This is a genomic window from Marinomonas profundimaris (genome assembly GCF_000508165.1).
Lineage (GTDB): Bacteria > Pseudomonadota > Gammaproteobacteria > Pseudomonadales > Marinomonadaceae > Marinomonas > Marinomonas profundimaris.
The window spans coordinates 49,227-70,351 of the sequence record NZ_AYOZ01000034.1 but is presented as its reverse complement, the minus strand read 5'-3'; the positions used below and the strand labels follow the sequence as shown (position 1 = coordinate 70,351).

At 46.3% G+C, this 21,125-nt stretch carries 21 protein-coding genes; 17 read left to right on the top strand and 4 right to left on the bottom strand.

Translation table 11 applies throughout. From position 1 onward, the window contains the following. Positions 1 to 64: 64 nt before the first annotated feature. On the bottom strand, positions 65 to 508 hold the full coding sequence (locus D104_RS31130) for a DUF3429 domain-containing protein (RefSeq protein WP_152531164.1): 444 nt from the start codon (positions 506 to 508) through the stop codon (positions 65 to 67). A 277-nt stretch (positions 509 to 785) separates the two neighbouring features. Between D104_RS31130 and D104_RS31125 the strand changes: the two genes are divergently transcribed. The 5 genes from D104_RS31125 to D104_RS31105 all read left to right on the top strand — a co-directional run bounded on the left by D104_RS31125 (position 786) and on the right by D104_RS31105 (position 4,563). After that, complete coding sequence (locus D104_RS31125; RefSeq protein ID WP_024024559.1) at positions 786 to 2,162, top strand: glycine--tRNA ligase; 1,377 nt, start codon at positions 786 to 788, stop codon at positions 2,160 to 2,162. A 112-nt stretch (positions 2,163 to 2,274) separates the two neighbouring features. Next, complete coding sequence (locus D104_RS31120) at positions 2,275 to 2,970, top strand: helix-turn-helix transcriptional regulator (RefSeq protein ID WP_024024558.1); 696 nt, start codon at positions 2,275 to 2,277, stop codon at positions 2,968 to 2,970. A 114-nt stretch (positions 2,971 to 3,084) separates the two neighbouring features. Continuing rightward, a complete protein-coding gene (locus D104_RS31115; RefSeq protein ID WP_024024557.1) occupies positions 3,085 to 3,519 on the top strand; it encodes a GFA family protein in 435 nt (144 codons plus the stop codon). Between the two features lie 66 nt (positions 3,520 to 3,585). Beyond that, a complete protein-coding gene (locus D104_RS31110) occupies positions 3,586 to 3,954 on the top strand; it encodes a VOC family protein (protein WP_024024556.1) in 369 nt (122 codons plus the stop codon). A 135-nt stretch (positions 3,955 to 4,089) separates the two neighbouring features. Beyond that, on the top strand, positions 4,090 to 4,563 hold the full coding sequence (locus D104_RS31105; protein WP_024024555.1) for a GNAT family N-acetyltransferase: 474 nt from the start codon (positions 4,090 to 4,092) through the stop codon (positions 4,561 to 4,563). A 46-nt stretch (positions 4,564 to 4,609) separates the two neighbouring features. Here the strand turns inward: D104_RS31105 and D104_RS31100 are convergent, their stop codons facing one another. Next, a complete protein-coding gene (locus D104_RS31100) occupies positions 4,610 to 5,710 on the bottom strand; it encodes an MBL fold metallo-hydrolase (RefSeq protein WP_024024554.1) in 1,101 nt (366 codons plus the stop codon). An 86-nt stretch (positions 5,711 to 5,796) separates the two neighbouring features. Beyond that, positions 5,797 to 6,702 (bottom strand): LysR family transcriptional regulator, encoded by a 906-nt coding sequence (locus D104_RS31095; protein WP_024024553.1) that lies wholly within the window; start codon positions 6,700 to 6,702, stop codon positions 5,797 to 5,799. Positions 6,703 to 6,846: 144 nt separating this feature from the next. Here D104_RS31095 and D104_RS31090 point away from each other — a divergent pair, with 144 nt between their 5' ends. Further along, positions 6,847 to 7,521 carry a type 1 glutamine amidotransferase domain-containing protein gene (locus D104_RS31090; protein ID WP_024024552.1) on the top strand — a complete coding sequence of 225 codons (675 nt, stop codon included), beginning with the start codon at positions 6,847 to 6,849 and terminating at the stop codon, positions 7,519 to 7,521. Positions 7,522 to 7,645: 124 nt separating this feature from the next. Here the strand turns inward: D104_RS31090 and D104_RS31085 are convergent, their stop codons facing one another. Next, positions 7,646 to 8,425, bottom strand: a complete 780-nt coding sequence (locus D104_RS31085) for a HalD/BesD family halogenase (RefSeq protein WP_024024551.1) — start codon at positions 8,423 to 8,425, stop codon at positions 7,646 to 7,648. Positions 8,426 to 8,578: 153 nt separating this feature from the next. Between D104_RS31085 and D104_RS31080 the strand changes: the two genes are divergently transcribed. From D104_RS31080 to ureC, 11 genes are all read left to right on the top strand, one after another. After that, positions 8,579 to 9,514, top strand: coding sequence for a LysR family transcriptional regulator (locus tag D104_RS31080; RefSeq protein WP_024024550.1), 936 nt, complete (start codon positions 8,579 to 8,581; stop codon positions 9,512 to 9,514). A 182-nt stretch (positions 9,515 to 9,696) separates the two neighbouring features. Then, positions 9,697 to 11,385 carry a Na/Pi cotransporter family protein gene (locus D104_RS31075; RefSeq protein ID WP_024024549.1) on the top strand — a complete coding sequence of 563 codons (1,689 nt, stop codon included), beginning with the start codon at positions 9,697 to 9,699 and terminating at the stop codon, positions 11,383 to 11,385. 380 nt (positions 11,386 to 11,765) lie between these two features. Next, positions 11,766 to 13,049, top strand: a complete 1,284-nt coding sequence (gene urtA / locus D104_RS31070) for an urea ABC transporter substrate-binding protein (RefSeq protein WP_024024548.1) — start codon at positions 11,766 to 11,768, stop codon at positions 13,047 to 13,049. 168 nt (positions 13,050 to 13,217) lie between these two features. Beyond that, entirely contained in the window at positions 13,218 to 14,840 is a 1,623-nt protein-coding gene (urtB, locus tag D104_RS31065) for an urea ABC transporter permease subunit UrtB (protein WP_031215048.1), read from the top strand. After that, positions 14,837 to 15,970 (top strand): urea ABC transporter permease subunit UrtC, encoded by a 1,134-nt coding sequence (gene urtC, locus D104_RS31060; RefSeq protein WP_024024546.1) that lies wholly within the window; start codon positions 14,837 to 14,839, stop codon positions 15,968 to 15,970. Before urtB ends, urtC begins: the two co-directional genes overlap by 4 nt. Beyond that, on the top strand, positions 15,967 to 16,833 hold the full coding sequence (urtD, locus tag D104_RS31055) for an urea ABC transporter ATP-binding protein UrtD (RefSeq protein ID WP_024024545.1): 867 nt from the start codon (positions 15,967 to 15,969) through the stop codon (positions 16,831 to 16,833). Before urtC ends, urtD begins: the two co-directional genes overlap by 4 nt. After that, on the top strand, positions 16,830 to 17,537 hold the full coding sequence (urtE, locus tag D104_RS31050) for an urea ABC transporter ATP-binding subunit UrtE (protein ID WP_024024544.1): 708 nt from the start codon (positions 16,830 to 16,832) through the stop codon (positions 17,535 to 17,537). The genes urtD and urtE overlap by 4 nt, the downstream gene beginning before the upstream one ends. 74 nt (positions 17,538 to 17,611) lie before the next feature. Continuing rightward, positions 17,612 to 18,538 (top strand): urease accessory protein UreD, encoded by a 927-nt coding sequence (locus tag D104_RS31045; protein WP_024024543.1) that lies wholly within the window; start codon positions 17,612 to 17,614, stop codon positions 18,536 to 18,538. 86 nt (positions 18,539 to 18,624) lie between these two features. Next, positions 18,625 to 18,927 carry an urease subunit gamma gene (locus D104_RS31040; RefSeq protein WP_012068672.1) on the top strand — a complete coding sequence of 101 codons (303 nt, stop codon included), beginning with the start codon at positions 18,625 to 18,627 and terminating at the stop codon, positions 18,925 to 18,927. Positions 18,928 to 19,086: 159 nt separating this feature from the next. Next, entirely contained in the window at positions 19,087 to 19,404 is a 318-nt protein-coding gene (locus tag D104_RS31035) for an urease subunit beta (protein ID WP_024024542.1), read from the top strand. Continuing rightward, on the top strand, positions 19,404 to 21,110 hold the full coding sequence (ureC, locus tag D104_RS31030; RefSeq protein WP_024024541.1) for an urease subunit alpha: 1,707 nt from the start codon (positions 19,404 to 19,406) through the stop codon (positions 21,108 to 21,110). Before D104_RS31035 ends, ureC begins: the two co-directional genes overlap by 1 nt. The last annotated feature ends 15 nt before the right edge of the window (positions 21,111 to 21,125 follow it).

Genomic DNA, 21,125 nt, shown 5'->3' with positions numbered 1-21,125 from the left:
TATTGATTGTTAAGTTAGTTATGAGTGATACGCAGTTAACGGAAGGTTAGATCAGTGTGTATTGCTAGTAGCTTGGGTACAGCACCAATAAATGCAAAATAGAGGCAACGGAGGTTAAGCAAAAGTGCAGCGAAAAATGATACGATTTTTCCGAATTCTCTGGTTTTAACCAATGCACTTCTACCCAAAAAATCGTGATCAAACCGAGCAATAGAAACACCACAGACAGCTCTGGCGTTTTGAAAAGCAGGGCGATCCATGCGGCAGACATAATAAGGTACGAGGAAATTAAAAGTTTTTTTCCGTTATTGTTCTCTGGTTGCTCAATGACTTGCCCCCAGATCACGCCGCATAAAAAACTCAGCACAATAGCGCCATACATCGCAAACAGCGTGATGCCGGATGTATCCAGAAACATTTTATGCGTCAGGCTTAAGTAAGTCGTAAAAAAAAGAGGAAGAATGCTCAAGATGGCTAATGTAAAGACAACGGGTTTATAAGAAAGCATGCTTATACCTGTAATAATGAAAAAACGCTTTGAAGAAAGACTATGTAAGCCAAACGAATTATCTAACAAAATAGACTTTAAAACAGCAACTCTGTTCCTTAATTTGTCCTATTTCTGTGCATAAATGTGTAAAGTTTTTGTCGTGCTTGATCTGTGAATCGCCATTGAGCGAAATACGGGCAAAGAGTACAATGTCCGGCTATAACGATTGCTTGAACATGAAGCCATATGGGTTTTATGTCCTTATTAATGAATTTTGCTTAAGGTGTGTTTAGAAATGCCAGCTAAAACAATGGATGAACTCGTCTCCCTATGTAAACGTCGCGGATTTATTTTCCAAGGCAGTGAAATCTACGGTGGTATGCAAGGCGCTTACGATTACGGTCCGCTAGGTATTGAATTAAAAAACAACCTAAAAGCCGCGTGGTGGCGTTCGATGGTTTACGAACGTGATGACGTAGAAGGGTTGGATGCAGCGATTGTCCAAAACAAACACGTTTACAAATACTCTGGTCATGAAGACACCTTCACAGACCCAATGGTCGATTGCCACGAATGTAAATCTCGTTTGCGCGCCGACCACATGAAAGACATCAAAGTCTGTGATAACTGTGGTTCGACCAATGTGACAGAGCCTCGTGACTTCAACTTGATGTTTAAAACCAACGTCGGCCCAATGGTAAACGAAGATTCTTACACGTACCTTCGTCCAGAAACCGCACAAGGTATTTTCACTAACTTCAAAAACGTCGTGGATTCTACTTCTCGCACCTTGCCTTTCGGTATTGCGCAAATTGGTAAATCTTTCCGTAACGAAATTACGCCGCGTAACTTCATCTTCCGTGTTCGTGAATTCGAACAAATGGAATTGGAATTCTTCTGCAAGCCAGGCGAAGATGAAAAATGGCATGAATTCTGGGTTGGCGCTCGTAAACAGTGGTGGTTGGATCAAGGTCTAGCAGAAGAAAACATCCAGTTTGAATACGTCACCGGCGACGACCTGTCGCATTATTCAAAATCGACTGTGGATATCTTGTACAAGTTTCCACATGGTTTTGAAGAGCTAGAAGGCGTCGCCAACCGTACCGACTACGATTTGGGTTCTCACACCAAGGCGCAAGACGAATTCGACATCACCGCGAAAGTGAAAAAGAACGAACATTCTACGGCCAAATTGGCGATCCGTGACCTTGAAGCGAACAAGTGGGAAATCCCTTTCTGTATCGAACCTTCTGCTGGTCTAGACCGTGGTTTGCTTGCTGTAATGACAGAAGCCTACACAGAAGAAGAGCTGCCAAACGGTTCGACTCGTACCGTGCTTAAATTTAAGCCACATCTAGCGCCGATCAAAGTCGCTATCATGCCGCTTAAAAAGAACAAGCCAGAGATCGTTGCGTTAGCGAAAGAATTGAAAAACAAGCTTCAAAAACTGGGCTTGGGTCGTATTCTTTATGAAAACACCGGTAACGTAGGTAAAGGTTACCGTCGTCATGACGAAGTCGGCACACCTATATGTGTGACTGTCGATTTCGATTCAATCGAAAAAGAAGGCGCACCAGTCACCGTTCGTGACCGTGACACAATGGAACAAATCGTTGTGAACGCAGCGGACCTTCCAGCTTACGTGATCAACTACTTTATCAACCAAGACTAAAGTAGTCGGTTCATAAAGCGAATATCAAATGCCGTTAAGATGACAATCTTAACGGCATTTTTTTTGGTTTGTGGGAAGGTGATTTTTTGGGCTTTATATAGGGGGAAGCGCTTTGAGTGACGGCAATGTAAAACGGCTCTCGCGGTTAACGGCGATTACGACGCAATTACAAGCAAGATCCTTGGTGACGGCGACGGAATTGGCCGCTCGCTTTTCTGTCAGTGTCAGGACGATTTACCGAGACATTCGCGCGTTGGAAAGTTCAGGCATTCCGATTTACACGGAAGAGGGCAAAGGCTATCGCATGGTCGAAGGCTATCGTTTGCCGCCAATAATGTTTACTGAAAACGAAGCGAATGCCTTGGTGATGGTGGAGCAGTTGGTGCTCAATAATAAGGATTCGTCACTGGTAAAAGAATACTCCAATGCCATTGATAAGATTAAGTCGTCGCTGAACAGTGAGAATAAGGCGAAGGTGAATTTTCTCTCGGAACGAACGCAATTCAGCCAAATGAAGACGCAAGAGAAAAACAGCGATCATTTATCGACGCTACAATGTGCATTAACGAATTTCTTTCTCACCGATATCGGCTATATGGATGAAGCCAATCGACTGACGAAAAGGCAGATTGAGCCGTTTGCTTTATTAAACACGAGGAACGGTTGGATGCTGGTTGCTTGGTGTCGTTTACGACAAGATTTTAGAAACTTTCGTTTGGACAGAATACAAAACCTCGATTTGCGCTCCAACACATTCACGCCTCACGATATGACGTTAGAAGACTATTTTTGTCGATATGGTAAATGACTTTTATTTTTCTTATAAATAAGCTCTAACCCCTGACATAGGGCTGTCATTAGGTGCTCATAGAATGCATTGAGAGGTTCATTCAAAAGCCTTCAATTTCTAAGGAGCAGCCTAATGCTAAAAGCAAAAGCACAGTGTTTATGTGGCGCGGTGACCATCGCGGCCAATCAGATTAATCCTAAATTTACCGTTTGCCACTGCGATTCTTGTCGCGGGTGGGGCGGCGCGCCTTTCTTTGCGGTTCAATGTGGAACTGATGTATTGATTGAAGGCCAAGATCACATCAAAGAGTATGACTCTTCGGCATGGGCGTCGCGGAGCTTTTGTGCCGAGTGTGGCACGCATTTATTTTATAAGCTGAAAGAAAGCGGCGCTTATAACATGTCAGTAGGGATCTTTTCAGGCCTCGATGGTATTGAAATGGACATGCAATATTTTAGTGATCAACGTCCCGATTATTATTGTTTTTCGAATAAAACGAACGAAATGACCAGAGCGGAAATTATGGCGTATTTTGCCTCTGCGGTGAGCTCGACGGCTACTGAGTGATCTTTCTGATCGTTATTTCTGATGATTGATTTTCCACTTCTTCGTATAAATTAGGAAACCTTAATAATGAAAATGAACTACTTCGTGCTTGGCACAAATGATATGTCGGCGTCTGTTACATTCTACGATGCGTTGTTTGCAGAAACGGGTTTTACTCGAACGTTCGCGACGGAAAGAATGACCTATTGGCAAAATGCAGAGACGGCTTTTGCTGTGGCGATTCCCTTTGATGAAGAACCTGCCACGAATGGCAATGGCACCATGCTTGGTTTTGGTGTCGATTCCATGGACGAGGTAACGCGTTTGCATAAAAAAGCGATTGAATTGGGAGGGCGTTGCGAGGGAAAACCAAACCCGCGCGGGCCTTATTTCTCCGCTTATGTCAGGGATTTGGATAACAATAAACTGTGCTTTGGTATTGCTGTTTCTGCTTGAGGTGTAAAGGCCCCACCTTCGGGGCCTTTTATTTACGGATCACTTTTAAGGAGAAAGGGTAGAAAAATGCGCTCGGATATTTTATTAATAGGTCATTTGGAAACGTAACTGGATTTTATGTTGATAGGAGGCACCGTGATCGCAATAGAAAAAATGACATCTCAGCATGTGGGTGACGTTATTGCACTTGGCGTGGGAGAGGATCAGCGACAATTCGTGGGTTCTATCGATGACATACTGGCAATTGTCAATGCGCAAATTCGGCCGCATGTGATTCTGGCTGACGACCATCAAGTGGTCGGCTTTTTCTTGATCGATACCGTTTATGAGCAAACCAATGACTTTGCCACACCACATAGCCTTGGGCTTCGTAAATTTTTCATCGACAAACATCACCAAGGGAAAGGCTACGCCAAGCAAGCGCTTCACCTTTTGCCGGATTACCTAACGGCGACTTTCCCCAATCACAGCGGTGTCTTTTTAACAGTCAACGCCAAAAACGACCCAGCCAAAAACCTCTATTTAAAAAGCGGTTTTCAAGACACCAATACGCTATATCACGGCGGCCCTTCCGGCCCGCAGCACGTAATGAAATACAAAAAGCCGTAAAACCAATTTCCCATTCTGAGTTAACGCGGACTTCATTGTTAAGGCGTTATTCTGTGACGCTTTTTTTCCACCAGGGGGTCAGCGGTGGAAGAGCGTTAATGTTAAAAATCTGCCCAAATTCTGGCGTGCTCAAGGCGACATTGCGGCGTTCTGATTCAGCAACCACCCGATCAAACGGGTCGTGCCACGTGTGGAAAGCGAGATCAAATGTGCCGTTGTGAATTGGCATCATGGTTTTTCCCTGCAAGTCGATATGGGCTTGAACGCTTTGCTCTGGCGTCATGTGAATGTCGGCCCAATCCTTGTCGTATGCACCGGTTTCTATCATGGTGAGATCAAATGGCCCGTACTTGTCCCCAATCTCTTTAAAGCCTGAAAAGTAACCTGAGTCGCCACTAAAATAGAGGCTTTGCTGCGGTGTTTTAATAACCCAAGAACCCCATAAAGTTGAATTGCCATCGCCCATGCCACGGCCTGAGAAATGCTGTGTCGGTGTGAACGCCACTGTGCCTTGGCTGGTTTCTTCTTCTTGCCACCAATCGAACGTGGTGATTTTACCCGGTTCTACGCCCCATGAAATGAGATCACCATCTACGCCTGTTGGCACAAAAAATTGCTTAGTTTTGCCTAATAATACTATGACGCTGGCTTTGTCTAAATGGTCGTAGTGATTGTGTGAAATCAGTACTTTATCGATTGGTGGTAACTCGTCTAAGGAAATCGGTGGCTGGTGGAAGCGTTGTGGTCCCATAAAATTGAAGGGCGAAGCGCGATCAGAAAACACTGGATCGATCAGCCAATATTCGCCGTACACTTTCAGCAAAATAGAGGAATGGCCGAGCTTCACCACGTGCAGGGTGTCGTTACTCAGCGCGTTCAAATCGGCTTGGCTAATGGGCTGAACCGGAATGGTGATATCTGGCGTGGTGCCCACTTTTTTCTCCGTAAAAAAACGCAACCACAACGCCGCTGTTTCTGAAAAAGGCATTGGTGTTCGGGGCGCCGCATTACGAAACTTGTTTCCTTGGTAATGCGTCGATTCAATGCCAGCGACCGCGCCAGGTTTGGCAACGAGAGTCAAATTGATGACATAAATGGCAATGCCAAACAGAACAAGGAGAGACAAGATCAATTTAATGATAAACATGGATAACTTAACCCTTAGTGAAACAGCAAGCTGTCTATAATTTGGGCTAATAGCGAAATTGCAACGTGGTGTCAGGTATTTGCACATTAGGGTAATGGGTGGGTGGTTTCTCGTTCTTCCCAATTGGCGAAATGTTGAATGAGAAAATCAATGGCGAGTCGAGCGCGCAATGGCATGAAACGCTTATTTTTATACACAATCCAACTGCTGGTGCCTTTTCCCCAATAAGGTTCTAGCACCGGCACTAGACGACCATCGGCAACTGCAGATTGAAAGGTACTTTGCGGCATGTAGGCAATGCCCAAGCCGCGCAGACACGCATCTAATACGGAATTGGCGTTGTTGCTGCGCCAACGGCCTTTTACTTTGATGCTTTCTGGGCCATTTTCATGGTCGAACTTCCACACGTCATTGTTCGAGACAATGCAGCTATGGCTTTTCAAATGGCTCGGGTGTTTGGGCTCGCCGTGTTGTTGTAAATACGCTTTGGTCGCCACCGCCATCAAAGGGCGATTTACCAGCTTACGAGCGATCAAGTTGGAATCCGTTAGCTCGCCATAACGAATCACAAAATCCAAGTCGTCTTCCACAAAGTTCACCATGCGACTGTTGAAGTCCATGTCTATGGTGAGTTCTGGGTGATTCTGAGCAAACAACACTAAGGCGGGTGCAATAAAGTGTTCCGCAAAGCCGCCAGCCGCGCTGACTCGTAACGTGCCTGTCAGCTTGATTTGCTGTTGGTTCACTTGCTCATTGGCTTGTTGTAATCCAATCAGTAAATCTTTCGCCTGCTGATAATAGACCGTGCCGTTGTCCGTCAAGCTCACCAAACGCGTGGTGCGAGACAGTAGGGCGCAACCAAGTCGTTCTTCTAGTCTGGCGATTTGTCGACTGACATTACTCGTGCTGCAACCCAATTGCTTGGCGGCGGCGGAAAAACCTCGTCGTTCTGCCACGGCAACAAATTCAATAATCCCCTCAAAACTGTCCACTGCGTTCTCCATTGTTGCCATATAGCAATAGTGTTTCCACGAAACAGTATATTATCAAATTATCAGGGACATTCTATAGTGACTACATCAATGACAATATCAACAGCAACATCAGTAACAACAAAACACCATAGAGGACCCACCATGAAAAAAATTCTGATTCCCGTTACCAATCACGCCACACTTGGCACGACCGACCAAGCCAACGGCACTTATTCACCAGAAATTACACACGCTTTGCATGTGTTTACGCAAAACGGTATTGATTACGATATCGCTTCCATTCATGGCGGCAAGGTTCCTATTTACGGAACGGATATTGAAAATGACGACGTTAATCAAGCTGTGTTAGCCGATGAAAACTTTCAAAATCGCGTGAACAATTCACTGCCTGTTTCACACGTTAAAATCGCCGATTACGACGCTGTTTTTTACCCTGGCGGCTTTGGTTTATTGACAGATTTAGCGAGCAATGAAGACTTCGCCACATTGAGCGCAGCGCATTACGAAGCGGGTGGTATTATCGGTGCGGTATGCCACGGACCTGCTGCGTTATTGCCGATTACTCTGAGCACTGGAGAAGCGTTAATTGCCGATAAATCGGTGACGGGTTTTACACGTGAAGAAGAAATCGACTACGGCACCATTGTTGATATTCCATTTTTACTAGAAGAATCTTTAGCGCGCAAAGCCGCCCGTTACAGCAAGGTAAAACCTTGGAATGTTTTCATCATTGAAGACGGTCGTTTGATCACAGGTCAAAATCCGGCGAGCGCACACGCTGTAGCCGAAGCCATGGTTAAGCAGTTAAACGCGTAAGCCATTAAGCCGCTTGGTGTATAAATAAAACAAAGGCTCTACACGTGTTACGTGCAGGGCTTTTTTTTACACATAAAAATAGAAATGAGCGCTTTTGATGAGCGTTTATTGTGAAATATTGCGGCTATTTTACTCGACCGTAAAAGGTTTTGCTGGCCGCTTCAGAGAGAGCTATATGCGGTTGTGAGTTGTACGCCAGCACGGCCAACATGCGAGTGATCTTGCCTTGTGTTGGCGTGACTCGGTGAATGGCATTTCGACCACGAAAAAGCACCAAAGCGCCGGGTTCGATCGCCAATTTCTTGACTTTTTTCTGTCCCGCAAGCACCTCACTCACGCCGCTGTAATTCATTTCACCCGCGTCGGCGTCACGCATGTTTTCAATGTATTCAAACACACCGCCAGACTCCGGCTTTTGAATTAACAAGGTAATGGCAAAAGACGAATTGTCGAAATGCCAGCCGAGTTCTTGTCCTTCGCTGGCGTAGTGTAAGTTGATAGACGAGAGGTTATCTGCGTAGTTATAAAGCGCCGTTTCGTCCAATACACTGGCGAGAAACGCCCGAAACAAAGGCGCATCATAAAGCTGTCTCAGCGGCGATGTTGGGTCGATTTGATCATCGGTAATGCAGCCTTTAGACGAACTGACTTGTTTGTTTCTCGCGTGTTCAGTGTCGTAATTGTTGTCGACATGGGTTAAGTAAACGTTATGGGTCGATTGGGTAAACCAAGCGAGATTTTTCTTGGCTTCCCCTTCTTGAATAATGGCTTGAATGGTTTCTCCATTCAGAAAATTTGGCAAAACCAACGCGCCATTTTCTGACAGCGTTTTTTTACATTCGGCTCTAAAGTCACTATTTTCAATAGGGTAGGCGGCTTTATTCATCGAATCTGATAATGGCATAATCATTCCCCCTTTGCTGTATTGATCTTTTCATCGCGTTTAATAAGACATAGGATGATGTTCAGACTAGTAAAGTTTTCCGTGTGGTTAAATCAATATTTTTTGCATTCATCATTAAGTATTTCTTAACACTAAAAAAGAAAGGCAATTTGGTTGAATGTCACATTCCCTAACATTGAAAAGCAGCTTGATATTATTATGTTGAAATTGCCCAATTTAAACAGTTTGATCACCTTTATCAATGCGGCACAAACTGGCAACTTTGCGAAAACCGCGAAGGCATTGTGCATAACGCCAGCGGCGGTTAGCCAACAAATTAAGCTGCTTGAGTCGCATGTTGAGACTCTGCTTTTTGAGCGGTCAAAGCAAGGTGTTGAACTGACTCAAGCCGGCCATCAATATTTGTATTTTGCCAACCAAGCAGTTGAAAGCCTGCAGCGCGGGCAAGCCAGTTTAGACCAATTAAAACCCCAGTCTATTTTCACTTTAAACACACTGCCATCGGTAGCGAGCTTGTGGCTAATGCCCAAAGTGTTGCTAATAATGGAAAAGCACCCAGACCTTGAGATTCGCGTCGAAGCGAGCCATTCTGCGGTGGATTTCAGTCTAAGTCGATGTGACGCAACGATTAGCTTTGGTAAGCAGTGTGCGTCGTTGAACCATGACTTCCTGTTCCAAGACGACGTGCATTTAGTTGCTAGCCCGTCTTTGATTAACGGAATGGCGCAGGGTGATTTAGATGCATTGCTTGAAAAACCAATGATTCATATTGATTGGGGAGACGACAACGCGTTTTTACCCAACTGGCAAGATTGGCTAACTGTCGCGGGTTACCAAAACCGACAACCCAACAAAGGCCCACAATTCAATCTTTCCAGCATGGCCATCGACGCCGCTATACAAGGCAAAGGTCTACTACTCGGCCAAGGTCTCTTCATCCAGAACGCATTGAGAACAGGACAACTCGTGTCACTCAGTGACATAACCTTGTCACTAAGAAAAGCCTACTACCTGACTTATCCAGATAGAACCAAAAAGAAAGCGGGCGCTATGGTGTTGATCGAGCAATTGAAAAATGAAGAGAGTTGATCAAGTGGGGAAGTAATCACCAAATCAACCCTTTACGCCGCACGGCGTTGCTGTCGTATTATTGCTTTGCCTAAATAGGGTGGCTGACTTAAGCTTTGTTGTTAAGGTTTTTCCATTTTTATAAGAATAATGACGAACCCTATTTTAGGTTCGAACCGTCTTTGGGAATTATAATTCAGCGTATGAATATCATTTTAGGCACTATTGTCGGTTTAGGGATTTTCCTGTTTGGCATGCATCAGTTGGAGCAAGGGCTGCAGTCACTGGGTAACAATCGTATTAAGAAAATTTTGTCGCGTTCTACTGAGAAGCCTATATTCAGTGTCGCGTCAGGGGTAACCATTACCGCGATTGTTCAAAGTAGCTCTATGGTCAGTTTGATGGTGTTGGCGTTTGCCAGTGCAGGCATGATTCCCTTATTCAATGCCGTTGGTGTCATTCTTGGAGCGAACCTCGGCACGACGTTTAGTGGTTGGATTGTCACCACTATTGGCTTCAAAATGGATCTCGCCGCGATCGCTCTTCCTCTGTTTGGCCTGTCTTCCATTGTTTATTTATTTTCTGAGCGCCGTCCGGAATGGCGAAGTGGTGCTCAAGCCGTTATTGGGTTAGGGCTATTAATCTTTGGCTTGTCGGAAATGAAAGACGCGGTTGAAACGCTCCCGCTGCTTTTTGATCTGTCTAGCCTAGGCAATATGCCCATCGTGGTCTATTTGCTGGTGGGCATGTTGATGACCGCTATGATTCAATCCAGTTCAGCGATGACGCTCATTACCTTAACCGCATTGCATTCTGGCATTGTGGATTTGCCCGCCGCCGCCGCGTTGGTCGTTGGTGCGGATATTGGCACCACGAGTACCACTATTTTAGGGAGCTTACGAGGATCTCGTATTATGAAACAACTGGCCTTAGCTCATGTTGTTTATAATCTCGTTGTGGATGTTTTTGCCTTCTTAGTGCTGCTCCCCTTGTTGCCCCGCGCCATGAATTTTGTCGGTATTACCGATCCTTTGTATGGCATTGTAATGTTTCAAAGTAGCTTCAACTTCATTGGTCTCTTCTTGTTTGTGCCCTTTTTAAAGCAGTTTTCCGATTGGCTAAGTAAGCGTTTTGGCAAGGACGAAGAAGAATACATTTCATTGTATTTGCACAACACATCGACCGAAGTAACGGACGCTGGGTTAATTACCTTAGAGAAAGAAGTTCGCCACCTTTTGGAAATGGGGATGACACTTAATATGCAGTCGTTTCATTTTTCACCATTGCAGATAGGTACGCCAGAGCAAGTGCAGAGTTTGCAAAAGGTGGCAAAGAAATACGAAGGATTTAACGAAGGTTACGTGAGATTAAAGCGCCTTGAGACACTGATTCGACATTACAGTATTCGCCTAGAATCCGTATCGCTAAACGTTAAACAGATTGAGCGTATCAGCCTATTGCTGGAATGCGCTCGTGATAACGTCTTTGCGTTAAAAAGCTTAAAAGATATCCAATCCGACTTAGACCTATTCCGTCAAGGTGACAGTGAAAGCAGCCTCTTATTTAATCAAGAAATAAGCAACAGTCAGGAAGAAATACTGCGTCGCCAGCTGAGTTTTTTGCAAAGCGACATGCTTGATGAACAGCGGCTAAATCAGTTTCATCTACTAAACGACATGATAAGCCAACAACATCAGGCGCTGAATGAAGACATAGCGGAAAGCTTGCGCCTTTTCCCCGCAGATAAAAACAAAGAACTGGATGTGTCAGCGGCGCAAGTAACGACAATGTTGAATGTAAGCCGTGAAATATTGCACGCCAACCAAGGTGTACAACACGCATTAAAGCTCTATTTTAAAGTGACAGAAAAGGTAGGCGTTAACTTTTCCTGAATTAAAGAGCGGAATAAAGGTTGAGAATACAAAGTGTTTGAATGGAACCTAAATTCCGCGTCGGGCTAAAGCCACGACCTACCTTACAATTGGCGGAATAAAGCTCATGAATACAAGGCGTTTGAATGGAATCAAAGAGCAACCCCATCCTAACCTTCCCCTTGGAAGTGATAAGGGGAAGGGACAGATCAAGAGATGAACCCTTGAAGAAAGGGGAGGGAATAAAGCTGCCATATACGTCAAATAACGTATCCCTGTAAGTCATTTCGCGCATACCTTTCTGACGGTGATTTTTTAATACTGGGTCTACTGATACGAGGTGTTTACACCTCTTGCTACGATTCAACACTATTATAAATCACAATAGGACGGCTCCAATTATGAAAATCAAAACGCTTACATCTGCGATTGTGCTCTCTGGTGCAACGCTTATTGCGCTTCCTTCATTGGCAGCAGAAACCATCAAGGTCGGTGTGTTGCACTCCTTGTCTGGCACCATGGCAATTTCTGAAACGACGCTGAAAGACACGGTCTTGATGATGGTCGACGACCAAAACAAAAAGGGCGGTTTGCTTGGCAAGAAGCTAGAAGCCATCGTAGTTGACCCTGCGTCTAACTGGCCTTTGTTTGCCGAAAAAGGTCGTGAGCTTTTGACCAAAGACAAAGTGGATGTGATTTTCGGTAGCTGGACGTCGGTGTCTCGTAAATCGGTTTTGCCTGTATTGGAAGAATTGAATGGTTTGATGTTTTACCCAGTGCAATACGAAGGGGAAGAGTCGTCTAAAAACGTGTTCTACACAGGCGCGGCGCCAAACCAACAGGCCATTCCTGCGGTGGATTATTTGATGAACGATCTGGGCGTAGAGCGTTTTGTTCTTGCTGGAACCGATTACGTTTATCCACGTACTACCAACAAAATTCTTGAAGCCTACCTAAAAGCCAAAGGTGTTGCGGCGAAAGACATCATGATTAATTACACGCCGTTCGGTCATTCTGACTGGCAGTCGATTGTGTCTGATGTGAAGAAGTTCGGCAGCGAAGGCAAGAAAACCGCGGTGGTTTCGACCATCAACGGTGACGCCAACATTCCGTTCTACAAAGAATTGGGCAACCAAGGCATTTCAGCAGAAGACATTCCTGTGGTGGCGTTCTCTGTGGGTGAAGAAGAGCTTTCTGGTTTAGACACTAAACCCTTGGTTGGGCACTTAGCCGCTTGGAACTATTTCCAAAGTGTTGAAACGCCTGAAAACGAAGCGTTCATTAAAGCGTGGAAAGCCTATACGAAGAATCCAAAACGCGTAACGAACGACCCAATGGAAGCGACTTATATCGGCTTCAAAATGTGGGCAAACGCGGTGACTCAAGCGGGCACAACGGACGTCGATGCGGTTGAGCAAGCGATGATTGGTCAGAAAACACCGAACCTAACGGGCGGCATTGCAGTGATGAACAAAAACCATCACTTGAGCAAACCGGTTCTGATTGGCGAGATTCAAGACAACGGTCAGTTTGAAGTCGTTTGGGAAACCGACGGCGTGGTTGCTGGTGACGCTTGGTCTGACTTCCTACCAGGTTCGAAAGATCTGATCTCAGATTGGACGGCGCCAATCAAGTGCGGTAACTACAACACGAAAACCAAAACTTGTTCAGGCCAAAACTATTAATTTGACCTCATCCCAGGGTTAACGTTGGCTCTCTGTCTGGCTGGAAAATGGTCTGACCAGAGAGCCTTTTTTACCCTGCTTACTTTTAAATCCATTCTTTTAAGCGCTTTGCTCAACAAGCCTTATCGCAGTAAACCTATCGATACACGGAGTATGACCTTGAGACGTATGACCTTGAGACGTATCACCTTGAGACATTGCATGGCACTGTGCTGCTGTCTTTTTGGGCTCTTTTCTCTTCCCAGTTTTGCAGTGGAATCCACGTCTCTTGATCCTCTGTTAGCCGACTTGGTCGATGCAAAAATCAGTAAAATGGTGCCTATTTTAGACAAAATAGAAAAAGCCTCCGACGAGACGGTATTGCCGCTTTTTCGCACCTTATTAAACGGCGATTTGTATTATATTAAATCGACCAAGCAGGTCGTTGGGCAGTTCGATACAAACGGCGAAACTCTTTATAAAGACGTTTTTACAGGGCAAGCACATCCTGCGCTGACCAAGCGAGATGTCAAAAAAATCCGTGTAAACAACACATTGCGTGGCTACTTACGCAACGCCATTGCGCGCATTCAATTAACGTCTAAAAATTCCAGCGTACGCGAAAGCGCTGTACGCGAATTGTTGTCTAAATTAGACGACGACACGGTCGATATTTTAGAACGCCTTTATCCGCATGAAACCAACAAAAAAGTTAAACAAGCCATGGGCTTAGCGTTGGCTATGAATACCGCGTCGCAAACGCAATTGGCGGTTTCGAATCGCATTGCGGCCATCGATACCTTGGCAGACAGTTTAGAAAACGACGTTCGAAACCTCTTAACCACACTCTCTAATGACGAAAATCCAGCGATTCAAGAAGCATCAAAGGCTGCTTTAGACACTATTGCACAAAGAGCCAACCGCTTTGCCTTTGTCGATCAGTTGTTCTTTGGGTTGAGCTTGGGTTCTGTGCTCTTGTTAGCGTCGATTGGTTTGGCGATTACCTTTGGCGTCATGGGCGTGATCAACATGGCCCATGGCGAGATGATCATGCTTGGCGCTTATACGACGTATGTTGTGCAGTTAATCATGCCGAACTACATAGATTATTCGATTTGGGTGGCGATTCCGGCGGCGTTTTTGGTGTCTGGTTTGATGGGCGTTTTGATTGAACGTTTGGTTATTCGTCATTTGCACGGTCGACCATTGGAAACGCTGTTGGCGACGTTCGGTATCAGTCTGATCTTGCAGCAGTTGGTTCGAACCATCTTTTCTCCGCTTAACCGCCAAGTATCGACGCCGAGCTGGATGAGTGGTTCGTGGGAAATTAACCCCGTGTTGTCACTGACTTTAAACCGTTTGTACATCTTGGCGTTTGCTTTACTGGTGTTTATCGCCTTGGTGATTATTCTGAAAAAAACCTCTCTTGGTTTAAACGTTCGAGCGGTCTCGCAAAACCGCAACATGGCCAAAGCCATGGGCGTGAAAACCAACTGGGTCGATGCGATGACCTTTGGTTTGGGCTCTGGTATCGCCGGCATTGCTGGTGTGGCATTAAGCCAATTAACCAACGTCGGGCCGAACTTGGGTCAGGCTTATATTATCGATTCTTTCATGGTCGTGGTGTTTGGCGGCGTGGGTAACTTACTGGGAACATTGGTGGCAGCGTTTACGCTGGGCATCGCGACGAAATTCTTAGAACCCACCACGGGCGCGGTACTCGCAGCGATTCTGGTGTTGGTGTTCATTATTCTCTTTATTCAAAAACGTCCTAAAGGACTCTTTCCACAAAAAGGGAGGGCGGCAGAATGACACGTCTTATGAAGTATTTTTCGGAAGGACGCACGTCTGGCAAGCACACACTGCCATTTGTGGTGATCTTATTGGGCGTGACAATTCTCGCGTCTGCAGCGAACTTGTTTTTACCTGCAGACTCTGCGCTGTACGTCAGCACTTACACGATCACGCTGCTGGGTAAATATTTGTGCTACGCCATGTTGGCGTTGGCAGTGGATATTATTTGGGGCTATTGCGGCATTTTGAGTTTGGGCCACGGGGCATTTTTCGCCTTGGGTGGCTACGCGATGGGCATGTATTTAATGCGTCAAATCGGTGACCGCGGCGTTTACGGTAATCCTTTGTTGCCTGATTTTATGGTGTTTTTGGATTGGAAAGAATTGCCGTGGTTTTGGCTCGGCATGGATCAATTCTGGTTCGCCATGTTAATGGCGGTGCTGGTGCCGGGGGTGTTGGCCTTTGTGTTTGGCTGGTTGGCGTTTCGTTCTCGCGTGACAGGCGTTTACCTTTCTATTATGACGCAAGCCTTAACCTACGCTTTGTTGCTGGCGTTTTTCCGCAACGAAATGGGTTTTGGCGGCAACAATGGCTTAACCGATTTTAAAGAAATTCTAGGTTTTAATCTGCAAGCCGACAGCACGCGGGTGGCTTTGTTTTTGATCACCGCGATTTTGCTGGCAGTGATCTTTGTAGTCAGTCAGAAAATCTTATCCTCTCGACTCGGCAAGGTGGTGTTGGCGATTCGTGACTCGGAATCTCGCTCGCGTTTTATTGGCTATCGAACCGACCGTTACAAGGTGTGGTTGTTTGTCTATTCGGCGGTGATCGCAGGGATTGCTGGTGCATTGTACGTACCGCAAGTCGGCATTATTAATCCGGGTGAATTTTCACCGATCAACTCCATCGAGATGGTGATTTGGGTCGCCGTGGGTGGTCGTGGCACCTTAATTGGTGCGGTGATTGGCGCTTTGTTGGTGAACTACGCGAAAACCCGTTTCACGGCGATTATGCCGGACGCTTGGTTATTCGCCTTGGGCGCGATGTTCGTGCTTGTCACCTTGTATTTACCAAAAGGTTTGATGGGTTTGTATGGGCAGCTAAAGGCCAAGCGAAATACTGTTATGAATAAGGAGCCACAAGCATGAGCGCTTTAGCTTTGAATGGATTAGAAAGCACGCGTGAATTTTTTCGTCGCGATCAGGTGTGGCCGTTTCTGGCGCCAGAGCAAGCGCAGGTCAATGTTGGCAATCAAATGATTTTGTATGTGGAAGATTTGAACTTGAGCTTTGACGGATTCAAAGCTCTGAATAATTTGAATCTGTATATCAATGACGGAGAATTGCGTTGTTTGATTGGCGCCAATGGCGCAGGAAAAACCACCTTGATGGACGTAATCACCGGCAAAACTCAGTGCGATTCCGGTACGGTTTACTTCGGGCAAAATCACAACCTATTGAACAAAGACGAAGCCGAAATTGCACAGCTTGGCATCGGTCGTAAATTCCAAAAGCCCACGGTATTTGAAGAACAAACCGTGTTCGACAATTTGGAGCTGTCGTTGAAAACCGACAAGCGTGTATTGCCGACCTTGTTCTCGCGTTTAACGCCAACGCAAATTGACCGAATCGATGACGTGCTAAAAACCATTGGCTTAGCCAAGCATCGCTTTATGTTGGCGGGTGCCTTGTCCCATGGTCAAAAGCAATGGCTGGAGATTGGCATGTTGTTGGCGGCCGATCCGCGGCTCTTATTAATCGATGAACCCGTAGCTGGCATGACAGCACAAGAAACCGAACGAACGGCGGAATTACTGACGTCTTTGGCAGGCGAGCGCACGGTAATTGTGGTCGAACATGACATGGAATTTGTCCGCAGCATTGCGCGAACGGTGACCGTTTTGCATCAGGGCTCTGTGTTGGCCGAAGGCACTATGGATCAGATTCAAAGCAATAAGGACGTAATTGAAGTGTACCTTGGAGAAGAAGCGGCGGGAGAAGAAATAGCATGATTTCAATTAATAAGGTCGATCAACTCTACGGCGGCACGCAGATTCTTTGGGGGTTGGATTTAGAAATAGAAGCTGGCTCGATTACTTGCATCATGGGTCGTAACGGCGTGGGCAAAACCACTTTACTCAAAGCCATCATGGGCTTGCTGCCAATCAAAAGCGGCGAGATTACCATGGAAGGCGAAACCTTAAATAAGCAAAGCGCAGAAAAGCGCGCTTATTCAGGCATTGGTTACGTTCCCCAAGGGCGGGATATTTTCCCTATGTTAACGGTCGAGGAAAATCTACGTATTGGTTTGCCTGTTCGTGGTAAGCGCACGAAAGACAGCCCAAAAGAGATCCCAGACAAAATCTTCGAACTCTTCCCCGTATTAAATGACATGCTGCATCGTCGTGGTGGCGATTTGTCCGGCGGACAGCAACAACAGCTGGCGATTGGTCGCGCCTTGGTTTTGGAGCCCAGCGTGTTGATTTTGGACGAACCCAATGAAGGTATTCAGCCCAATATTGTTAAGCAAATCGGCGACGTCATTCTAAAACTCAATAAAGAAGAAGGTCTCACTGTGATTTTGGTGGAGCAGAAATTGGGTTTTGCACGTCGTGTCGGTAAGGAGTTTCGCCTGATGGAAAAGGGGCGCATTGTGGCGGCGGATAAAATGGAAAATCTTAACGATACCTTGATTAAGCAGTATTTGGCGGTCTAGTTCCGTTCTCGCAGGTCTAGTTTTTGCATTGAAAGGTGATTAGCCGCCACGCGCAAAACGCTTATAGGGCATTAATGAATAATAAACATAATCTTGCTTTAGCAGAAAATCATCATCTACAACCCATGCCATCCGTGGAAGCGCCAGCGTCCCAATGGCATGCGTTTCTTACCTTGGGTTTTTGCCAAACCGCTCGCGGTACGGTGCTGAAAACCTGCGATCACAAAGGGCCTTTGTATGTGCAAAAGCCGTTTTATCCAGAAGGTCGAGACACGGCGCATGTGTATTTATTGCATCCGCCGGGAGGCTTGGTATCGGGTGATCGGCTCACGATTACGGCAAATCTTGCAGAAAACACACATGTTTTAATCACCATGCCGGGTGCTGGTCGAGTGTATCGCGCTCGTGAAGACAAAACGCTGCAACACCAAGTGACGCAATTAAACGTCGCTGAAAACAGCCTGATGGAATGGTTACCACAGGAAACCATCCTTTACCCAAACGCCCATACTCGCCTTGAAAACAGTATCGACCTTGCCGATAACGCTAAGTTTATTGGCTGGGAAATCACCTGTTTCGGCTTACCGGCCAACCATCAAGATTTTGGCGAAGGCCACGCAGAGCAAGGCTTTCAGATACGTCAAAACGGTCGTCTTAAAGTTCGTGAACGCTTGGTGATTGATGATAACAGCCGAGCTCTTTTTTCGGCCAAAGCAGGACTCGATGGCAAGCCAATCAATGGTTTGATGATTGCTGGGCCGTTTGAATCCCCAGACCCTTCTAATTTAGACAATCATGACGAATTAATCGACAAGCTGCGCCAGCGTTGTACTCAGCATGGTTCATTAAGTGGCGTCAGTCTGGTGGGCGAGTTCATCATGGTTCGAAGTCTTCATGATGATTCGGAACAAGTGAAACAGTTATTTATTCAATGCTGGCAAGACATTCGTCCGGCGTTACTAGGAAAAGAAAGCAACGAACCAAGGATCTGGTCGACCTAAAAAAAGCGCGGTCGACCTAAAAAGGTGCGAACGCATCATTCTGGTTCAAAAAAAATAATGTGAAAGTCACATGAAGAGGCATAAAAATGGAACTACTTCCAAGAGAAAAAGACAAGCTGCTTGTGTTTACCGCCGCTTTGCTGGCTGAGCGCCGTTTGAATCGTGGTCTTAAATTGAATTACCCCGAAGCCATGGCGTTTATCACTATGGAAATTATCGAAGGCGCTCGCGATGGCAAAACCGTGGCCGAGTTAATGGCTTACGGCAAAACCCTATTAAGCGCGGAACAAGTGATGGACGGTGTGGTGGAGTTGATCCACGAAGTGCAGGTGGAAGCGACGTTTCCAGATGGTACTAAGTTAGTCACTGTCCATAATCCTATAAATTAATGACTACTGTGCTCGTCAATACTTTGTTAAAAACAGACTCAAAATGCTCATTTATAACCCATAAACTCCGCTTTTTCGTCTGTTTTTGCCTCGTCTTGGCTTCGCTCGTAACGTCATTAAACGTATGTGTCAGGTTCTTTTTTTTAAAAGGAAAACATCATGATTCCAGGTGAAATACAGGTTGCCGACGGCGATATTGAACTCAATGTGGGTCGAAAGACGGTGAAGGTTCGTGTCGAAAACACGGGTGATCGCCCTGTGCAAATTGGCTCCCATTACCATTTTTATGAAGTGAACCCCGCCTTGTCTTTTAATCGCGAAGTGAGCAAAGGCTTCCGTTTGAACATTGCCTCTGGCACGGCGGTTCGCTTTGAACCTGGCCAAGGCCGCGAAGTGGAACTGGTCGAATACGCTGGCACGAAAACCATTTATGGTTTCCGTGGTGACGTCATGGGCACATTGGAAGGAGCTGAATAATGGCGACGATGGATAGACAAAGTTACGCTCAGATGTTCGGCCCAACCACAGGCGACCGCGTGCGTTTAGGCGATACCGATATTTGGATTCAGGTGGAAAAAGATTTCACCGTGTACGGCGACGAAGTGAAATTCGGCGGTGGTAAAGTCATTCGTGACGGCATGGGGCAAAGCCAAGTAACCAATGATATTGCCGTGGACTTGGTCATCACCAACGCCTTGGTGCTGGATCATTGGGGCATCGTGAAAGGCGACGTTGGTATTAAAGAAGGCCGCATTTTTAAAGTTGGCAAAGCGGGCAATCCAGACGTGCAAGATAACGTCGATATTGTGGTTGGGCCGGGAACCGAAGTGATCGCTGGCGAAGGTTCTATTTTGACCGCGGGTGGCATTGACGCGCACATTCACTTTATTTGTCCGCAACAAATAGAAGAAGCCTTAACCTCTGGCGTCACCACTATGATTGGTGGTGGTACTGGCCCAGCGACGGGCACCAAAGCGACCACTTGTACGCCGGGGCCTTGGTATCTTGGTAAAATGTTGCAAGCCACCGACAGCATGCCGATGAACTTAGGCTTTCTTGGCAAAGGCAACGCCAGTCTGCCAGAAGCGCTAGAAGAGCAGCTCGAAGCGGGCGCTTGTGGTTTAAAACTGCATGAAGATTGGGGCACCACGCCCGCGTCGATCGATTGCTGTTTGAGTGTGGCGGAAAAATACGACGTACAAGTGGCGATTCACACTGATACGTTAAATGAGTCCGGTTTTGTTGATAGCACCTTAGCGGCTTTTAAAGATCGTGTCATTCACACCTATCACACGGAAGGCGCGGGCGGCGGTCATGCGCCAGACATTATTCAAGCCTGTTCGAATCCTAACGTTTTACCATCATCGACCAATCCGACGCGACCTTATACGCGCAACACGGTAGACGAGCATTTGGACATGCTGATGGTGTGTCACCATTTGGACAGCAATATTCCGGAAGACGTGGCGTTTGCGGATTCGCGGATTCGAAAAGAAACCATCGCGGCGGAAGACATTCTTCACGATCGTGGCGCGTTCAGTATGATCTCGTCCGACTCCCAAGCCATGGGGCGCGTGGGCGAAGTCGTGACTCGTACATGGCAAACCGCTCACAAAATGAAGCAGCAGTTTGGTTTGTTGGCAGAAGATCAAGAATTGGGCGCGGATAACTTCCGTGCTCGTCGCTACATTGCCAAGTACACCATTAATCCAGCGATTGCACATGGCATTAGTGATGAAGTCGGTTCGATTGAACCGGGTAAATTGGCCGATTTGGTCTTGTGGAAACCCGCGTTCTTTGGTGTTAAGCCTTCGATGATTATCAAGGGCGGCATGATCGCCAGCGCACCAATGGGCGACCCAAATGCCTCGATTCCAACGCCGCAGCCCGTGCATTATCGCCCGATGTTTGGTTCTTTTGGCAAAGCCGCGGCGGCCACGTCGGTGACCTTTGTTTCCAAAGCGGCACTGAACAATGGCTTGAAAGAATCCCTTGGTTTGGATCGGGCTTTGGTGGCGTGTAAAAACACCCGCAACATTTCCAAACTCGACATGATTCACAACGACTGGCTGCCAAGTATTACCGTTGACCCGCAAACCTATGAAGTGCGTGCCGATGGCGAATTGTTAACGTGTGAACCCGCGGAAATATTGCCTTTGGCTCAGCTTTATACATTGTTTTAGTACTCTTTTTATAAA